Source organism: Nostoc sp. CALU 1950 (assembly GCF_051172895.1).
GTDB lineage: Bacteria > Cyanobacteriota > Cyanobacteriia > Cyanobacteriales > Nostocaceae > Nostoc > Nostoc edaphicum_A.
Genome location: NZ_JBDNJQ010000110.1, coordinates 21,256 through 28,053 on the forward strand (window position 1 = coordinate 21,256; position 6,798 = coordinate 28,053).

The window sequence follows — 6,798 nt, forward strand, 5'->3', positions numbered from 1 at the left end:
CTTACTACAAACCCTCAAAATTAGCGGTTACAGTTTACCTGTAAATACCTTCTGGGCCGGACCTGTCATATAAACACGTTGGTCTAATTCTGACCACTCAATTTCCAAGGGACCACCCGGTAATTCTATAGTCGCGGTGCGATCGCATTTTCCAGTTAACACTCCAGCCACTAAAGAAGCGCAAGCACCAGTTCCACAAGCTAATGTAATCCCAGCACCCCGTTCCCACACTCGCATTTTCAAATAGTCACGGCGTACCACTTGAATAAATTCGGTATTTATGCGTTGGGGAAAAGCTGGATGATGCTCAAATTTTGGGCCGATGCTTTCTAGTTCAATTGCTGCGACATCTTCCACAAAGGTAATGCAGTGAGGATTTCCCATATTTACACAGGTGACATCCCAAGTTTTCCCCGCCACCTCCAACGGCTGAGAAATAACTTTTTCTTGGGCGGGTGCAAGATTAGTCGGAATTTCGCTAGCGAGTAACCTGGGTAAACCCATGTCTACTTTAACTTGACCATCAGATAAGAGTTGGGGAGTCATTACACCACCCAAAGTATGAATCCGATATGAATCTTTATTCCGGGATTCTCCTTCTAAATCTGCTAAAAAGCCAGCTAAACAGCGAATGCCATTGCCACACATTTCTGGTTCTGAACCATCGGAGTTAAAAATCCGCATGGTGTAGTCAGTGCCATTTTCTCCAGGTAGGGCAAAAATTACACCATCAGCACCGATACCAAAGTGGCGATCGCACAACTTGATGGCTTGCTCTGGAGTGACTACAGGCTCAGATGACGAGCGATTGTCAATCAGAATAAAGTCGTTGCCTAGACCATGATACTTAGTAAATTCGATTGCCATTTCTTCAAGGATGAATTATCAAGGATTAGTTACTCTTTATTTTGCCTTGTAGGTTCATCTTTACTAAAAATGCTTACCGAATTTGACACCACTTTACCCAGTATTAGACAAGTCCAAAACCTGATTAAACAAACAACGCCAGTGGAATTAAAGCTGCTGACTGGTGATGTGTTGACAGGAAAGGTTTTATGGCAAGACCCACAGTGTATCTGTATTGCTGATGAAAACAGTCAGCAAAGCACTGTTTGGAAACAAGCGATCGCTTACATCAAGCCGAAAGTGAGTTAGGAGCAGGGGGAAATACTCCTTATACTCTGCCGCAAAACGAAGTTGAGCAAGGATTTCAATCGCCTCTCCCGGCTCCCTGCCTCTTTCTGATCCCCTATTCCTCGTCACTGAACTTAGAGGATGTTTGAAAAATCCTCTTGTAGGCATCAAAAATTTTAGATCCCCCTAAATCCCCCTTTTTAAGGGGGATTTTGAGAATTTTTTGCCCCCCTTTTTAAGGCTACGGTGTACACACAAGTCCTTCTCACCCCCTCTAACTCCCCCTTGTCAAGGGCTACGGTGTATACACAAGTCCTAAAATCCTTGCCTGGTAAGATGCAAGCCTTAGTAGGCAAGCTTTTGAGCTTATCAAGCTGATTATCAATAGTGTCAGCTTATTGATATAGAATTAACGGAAAATCAAGGATTTTAAAAATAATTTTCCGTTCTTTTCCCTCTATTTGATTCTCAACCCGACTTGTGTATACACGGTAGCCTTTTTAAGGGGGGTTAGGGGGGATCTAAAAGTATCTAAAGTCACAGCGAAACACTTTTCAAACAACCTCTTAGAGTTTTTCAGCACAAACCCACCGATTGCGTCCTTGTTCTTTAGCCTTATACAAAGCTTTATCGGCTGCATTAATCAAGTCTTGAGATGAACCTTTATCTGTTGGTCTTTGAATCGCAACACCTAAACTGACGGTCACAAAATATTGAAAGTTATTCTTCTTATTATGGGGAATCTTTAATTCTTCAATAGACTTTTGAATCAATTTAGTTACTTTAATCGCACCTGATTCGTTTGTATTTGGCAAAATTACAATAAATTCTTCACCACCATAACGAGCTAGTAGATCGGTAGGACGCTTTAATACAGATTGTGCTGCACGAGCAACTTGTATTAAGCATTCATCCCCGGCTAGATGTCCATAAGAATCGTTATAATCCTTGAAATAATCAATATCAAATAGAACTAAAGATAAATAATTTTCAGTTAGTCTTAATCGATTCCATTCCTGCTCTAGAAATTGAGCAAAACAATGACGGTTTGCTATTTGGGTTAGAGCATCTAGCTTACTAATTTTTTCTAGCTGAGAATTTGCAATTTCTAAAGCATGGTTTGCTTCAGCAAGTTGATTAGCTTGAGAGCGGAATTGTTCTAGTAATTCAGAATGTTCTAAGGCTACATTAAACTGAGCTGCTAACTGTTGGATGAATTGAATTTCTGAAGTTTTCCACTCACGGGAACAATAGCACTGATGAACACATAGTAATCCCCATAAAGTTTTTCCTTTCATTAGAGGTGCAACAATTTGCGCCTTGATTTGAAATTGCTCTAACAGTTGAATGTGGCAATCCTCTAGCCCACCTTGATAAACATCTGATACTACTTGTATACGCCCTTGGTGATAAGCAAGTGCATATTTTTCACCAAAACAATCATCTCTCACCTTGATGTCGATCGTAGAATCGTAGTCAGGCAATACATTCTCAGAGACAAAGTTTCCAGAGGTATAGTTCGATTCCGGGTCAAATCGAAAGATACTGACGCGATCGCTACGGAGAGCCTTACGAATTTCTCTTACAGTAGTCTTAAACAAGGTGTCTAGATTTAGAGATTCACGAATTTCAGCCACTAAATTAAACAGAATATCCTGCTGCTGATTTGCTTTATACAGTTCTGCTGCTTTTTGTTCTGCTTGAGCTAAAAATTCTGCTTGTTTCACTGCAAATCCTAACTGCGTTGCAATCTGAGACAGAAACTGAATTTCTAATTTTTTCCATTCATGTGGCTGTGAATGCTGATAAGCTGCAAGCACTCCCCACAGTTTTTTTCCTACAAATATTGGTGCAGTTGCATAAGCTTGAATATGGAACTGTTCTAAAATTTCTAAATGACATTGAGACAAGCCTGCTGCATAGATATCTGAAGCAATTAAAGTTTCATTATTACGATACCGTCCACCTTGATGTTCTTGTAGATAAGAGTCATTCCAAACTGTATTTTTTCCTAATGTTTCTACATCATCCCATCCAGTCTCTGCAAACTCAAAGTCGCTGACAAATTCTCCACTCCAGTTTTCATAAAAACGGTAAACGGCAATCCGTTCAACACGCAGTAACTTGCAAGTTTCCTTAGTAGCTGTACGAAAAATTGTTTCTAGCTCAAGAGAAGCTCGAATTTTGCTAATAACTCGGTAAAGCGCCTTTTCTTGCTCTTCTAACTGCTGAATTTGAATTTGTTTATCATGCAGTTGAGTTTCTAAATTACTAACACTAGGCTGTCCTAAAAGCTTACAGAGTAGATTAGCAGATACCTTCGTAATAATACGTAAACTTTTGTCCAACATTACAAGTATACTTTCAGTAATCTTTTAAAGATGAGAATTGATAGCTACAATGCTGTCATAATGTAGTTTTTCGTAGTTTATAACCATTATCGCGTAAGAAAGTTTCATGGTCACTTCTCTCTATCTGACTTTTGCCATTAAGTCTTAAAAAGCTTGCTCACAAATGATTTTGGATAACGTACAGCGTATACAGTACAGTAATTATCATTATCGCCAAAGTCTGTGACAGATGAGAGGATGTTTTAAAAGTCCTCTGGTCGGTAGCAAAACGTTTTAGATCCCCCTAAATCCCCCTTAAAAAGGGGGACTTTTAGAGATTTTGCCCCCCTTTTTAAGGGGGGTTGGGGGGATCAACAAGTGCCTAAAATTACAGCTAACCACTTTTAAAACATCCTCTGAAAGAAGAAATGAAAAAGTATTGTAATCACAGAATAAATTTATAAAAAGTTAAGCTCAATCTTAGGGAAATTCTATTATCAAACAAGGTCAGTAGACCGAAAACTTCTGCAATTGCCAACAGTCAAGCAGATGACCCCATTAATTAGGGGTTGCTGCAAAATAGAATCAAAATTTAGAGTTGTCAAAGCCAAGAGATTGCCAGTCTTCAAGATTGATTTGGCCCATTTTGTCGCATCCACTTGACAATACAGATTGATGATGTCCCCATCAGAGACAACATCTTGAAGCTTGATATTATCAAAAGCGAACGTAATTCGTAATTACAGGAGTTTTCAGGTATAAGGTACTGAACTGGCGATCGCAAATAACTGCTCTAATTGACTCAAACCTGTCAGTCCACCACATAACAATACTTGGTCGCTGACTCGCAAATCCATACCACCATCAGGATAACGGATAAACTTGCCATCTCGCCGGATCGCCTGTACCTGTACTCCAAATTGCTTGGCGATATCTAAATCTTTAAGGGTTTTACCTAGCGTTGGTGCATTTGCATTGACTGTAACCCACTGACAAGCACTATTTTCTCCGGGAACAGCCGCTTGTCCCTTCGCGAATTCTGCCAAAGCCGCCAGTTCTTCATCTGCTCCCACTACCAGTAAGCGATCGCCTTTTTCCAATCTGGTTTGATTACTGGGATAATCGATTTCATCGCCGTTAGCGCGGCGAATTGCCATCAAACTCGCTCCTGTTAAGTAGCGCATATCTGCTTCTTCTATGCTCATACCAATTAAGGGCGAATTATCTGGGAGAGGATACCAGCGCTGATTTAAATCGAGAGTTGCTTGGCGCAAATCGCGGGCGACTTCGGTTGCAGAAAGCTCTGGGCGCAAATCTAAATAATGATCGTTGCGGATTTGCTGCATTTCCCGTTGGACGACAGATGGTGACAACAAGCCTAAGCCAGTTAATAAATAGGTTGCCATTTCTAAGCTGGCTTCAAACTCTGGTTGCACAACTTCCCTAGCTCCCAATTGATACAGCACCTCAATATTTTTATCCTGGGTAGCACGGACAACCAAATCTAATTCTGGGCGCAATTCCAAAGCGCGTTTTAAGCAAAGACGAGTACTCATGGGATCTGGAAGTGCGATCGCCATTCCTTTGGCATGATTCACGCCAGCAGTTTCCAAAACGTGTAAACTGACGCAATTGCCATAAACATAAGACACCCCAGCCTCACGCAACTGCTGAATTCTACTCTCTGATTGGTCGATTACCACCACAGGTAGGTCGTGTTGCAGCAACAATTTCACCAAATTCTTGCCGACTCGCCCATAGCCGCAGACTACCACATGGTCTTTGAAGGGCAAATCTTCCGACACATCCCGCGCCTCTTGTTCCTCTAAGTATGGTTTCAACCAAGGTATTGATTCAGCAAAGTTAAATAAAAATGGTACTAACCGCAGGACAAAGGGAGTAAGCATGAGAGTGACTGCGGTAGTTCCCAAAATTAATAAGTATATTTGTCGGGACACCAGCCCCAAAGACTGCCCTTCACTAGCGAGAACAAAGGAAAATTCCCCAATTTGCGCCAATCCCAAACCTGCGATAATGGCTGTTTTCAAAGGATAGCGGAACAGTTTCACTAAGGGCGTGATAATCAAAAATTTACCAACGAAAACTAGTGTCACCAACCCCAAAATCAATTCCAGGTTGTTCCACAAAAACACTGGGTCAATTAACATCCCAATGGCAGCAAAAAATAAACTGGCAAAGATATCTCGTAGGGGTTCGACATAAGTCAGAGTTTGATCGGCGTACTCCACCTCAGAAATCATCAAACCGGCGACAAATGCCCCCATTTCAATAGACAGTCCCAAATGCTCTGTCAACAGAGCAATGCCCAAACATAAAGCTACAACCCCTAATAAAAATAGTTCTTTGCTTTCAGTCCGGGCTAACAGTCGCAACAAAGGCGGTATCAGCCAAATTCCTGCTGCTACTGCGCCAGCGGCAAATAAACCAATCGAAGCTAGCGCTGTGAGTACGGCGATACCAATGGTTTCTGCTGGTTGGTTGAGGGCTGGTAAGACTGCTAACATTAGTCCCAGTGCCAAGTCTTGGACTACCAAAATCCCTAGCATCACTTGCCCGTGAGGCGTTTCTGTTTCGTTGCGCTCCATCAAGCACTTGAGGACAACCGCTGTAGAAGACAAGGACAGAATACACCCCAAAAACATCCCCTTAGCAGGTAAGGCTCCCCAGGCTCCTGTCACCCCACAGACTAAAACCGTAACCAAAATCGTCAGAGCAATCTGGAGTCCACCTCCACCAAGAGCGATCGCTTTTACCTTCTTGAGTTCCGCAAAGGAAAATTCCACACCCAAAGCGAATAATAAAAAGGCAACCCCGAACTGTGCCAGAGTCTCTACTTGAATAAGTTCTTTAATCAATCCCAGTCCGGCTGGGCCAATGATCATCCCACCAATGAGATACCCCAGCAGCACGGGTTGTCGCAAAAGTGCTGCCAGTAATCCGCCACAGGCTGCAACGCCTAGAACTAAAACTAAATCAACAATTAACCTAAAATCTTCTTGCACCAGTTTTAAAAGAACTATTAAGACCTATTAATTTAGGATACAAAGTTTTATGATTCCAAACAGCTTGTTTGGTGAAAGAGCGACAAAATTTGTTTACTTTAAAGGGAGCAAGGAGCAGTTAAGTAGGAAAGAGATATCAAGCTTTTTGAAGGTATCTTGATTCACGAGGATCAAAGGTGGATGAATCCAGTTCAAAGACTCATTCACGAGGATCAAAGGTGGATGAATCCAGTTCAAAGACTCATTCACGAGGATTAAAGGTGGATGAATCCAGTTCAAAGACTCATTCACGAGGATTAAAGGTGGATGAA

The 6,798-nt window shown here is 41.7% G+C and carries 4 protein-coding genes and 1 pseudogene; 1 reads left to right on the top strand and 4 read right to left on the bottom strand.

The genetic code is table 11. The features are described from left to right. Positions 1-27: 27 nt before the first annotated feature. A complete protein-coding gene (dapF, locus tag ABF638_RS25250) occupies positions 28-867 on the bottom strand; it encodes a diaminopimelate epimerase (RefSeq protein WP_435025661.1) in 840 nt (279 codons plus the stop codon). Between the two features lie 69 nt (positions 868-936). On the opposite strand from dapF, the gene ABF638_RS25255 reads away from it, so the two are divergent. After that, positions 937-1,155 carry an Hfq-related RNA-binding protein gene (locus tag ABF638_RS25255; RefSeq protein WP_069073355.1) on the top strand — a complete coding sequence of 73 codons (219 nt, stop codon included), beginning with the start codon at positions 937-939 and terminating at the stop codon, positions 1,153-1,155. A gap of 545 nt (positions 1,156-1,700) precedes the next feature. Here ABF638_RS25255 and ABF638_RS25260 read toward each other — a convergent pair. The 3 genes and pseudogenes from ABF638_RS25260 to ABF638_RS25270 all read right to left on the bottom strand — a co-directional run. Beyond that, positions 1,701-3,485, bottom strand: a complete 1,785-nt coding sequence (locus ABF638_RS25260; protein WP_435025662.1) for a diguanylate cyclase domain-containing protein — start codon at positions 3,483-3,485, stop codon at positions 1,701-1,703. Positions 3,486-4,216: 731 nt separating this feature from the next. Further along, complete coding sequence (locus tag ABF638_RS25265) at positions 4,217-6,487, bottom strand: cation:proton antiporter domain-containing protein (RefSeq protein WP_435025663.1); 2,271 nt, start codon at positions 6,485-6,487, stop codon at positions 4,217-4,219. Positions 6,488-6,580: 93 nt separating this feature from the next. Beyond that, positions 6,581-6,798 (bottom strand): annotated as a pseudogene (locus tag ABF638_RS25270) (hypothetical protein); the annotation flags it as partial.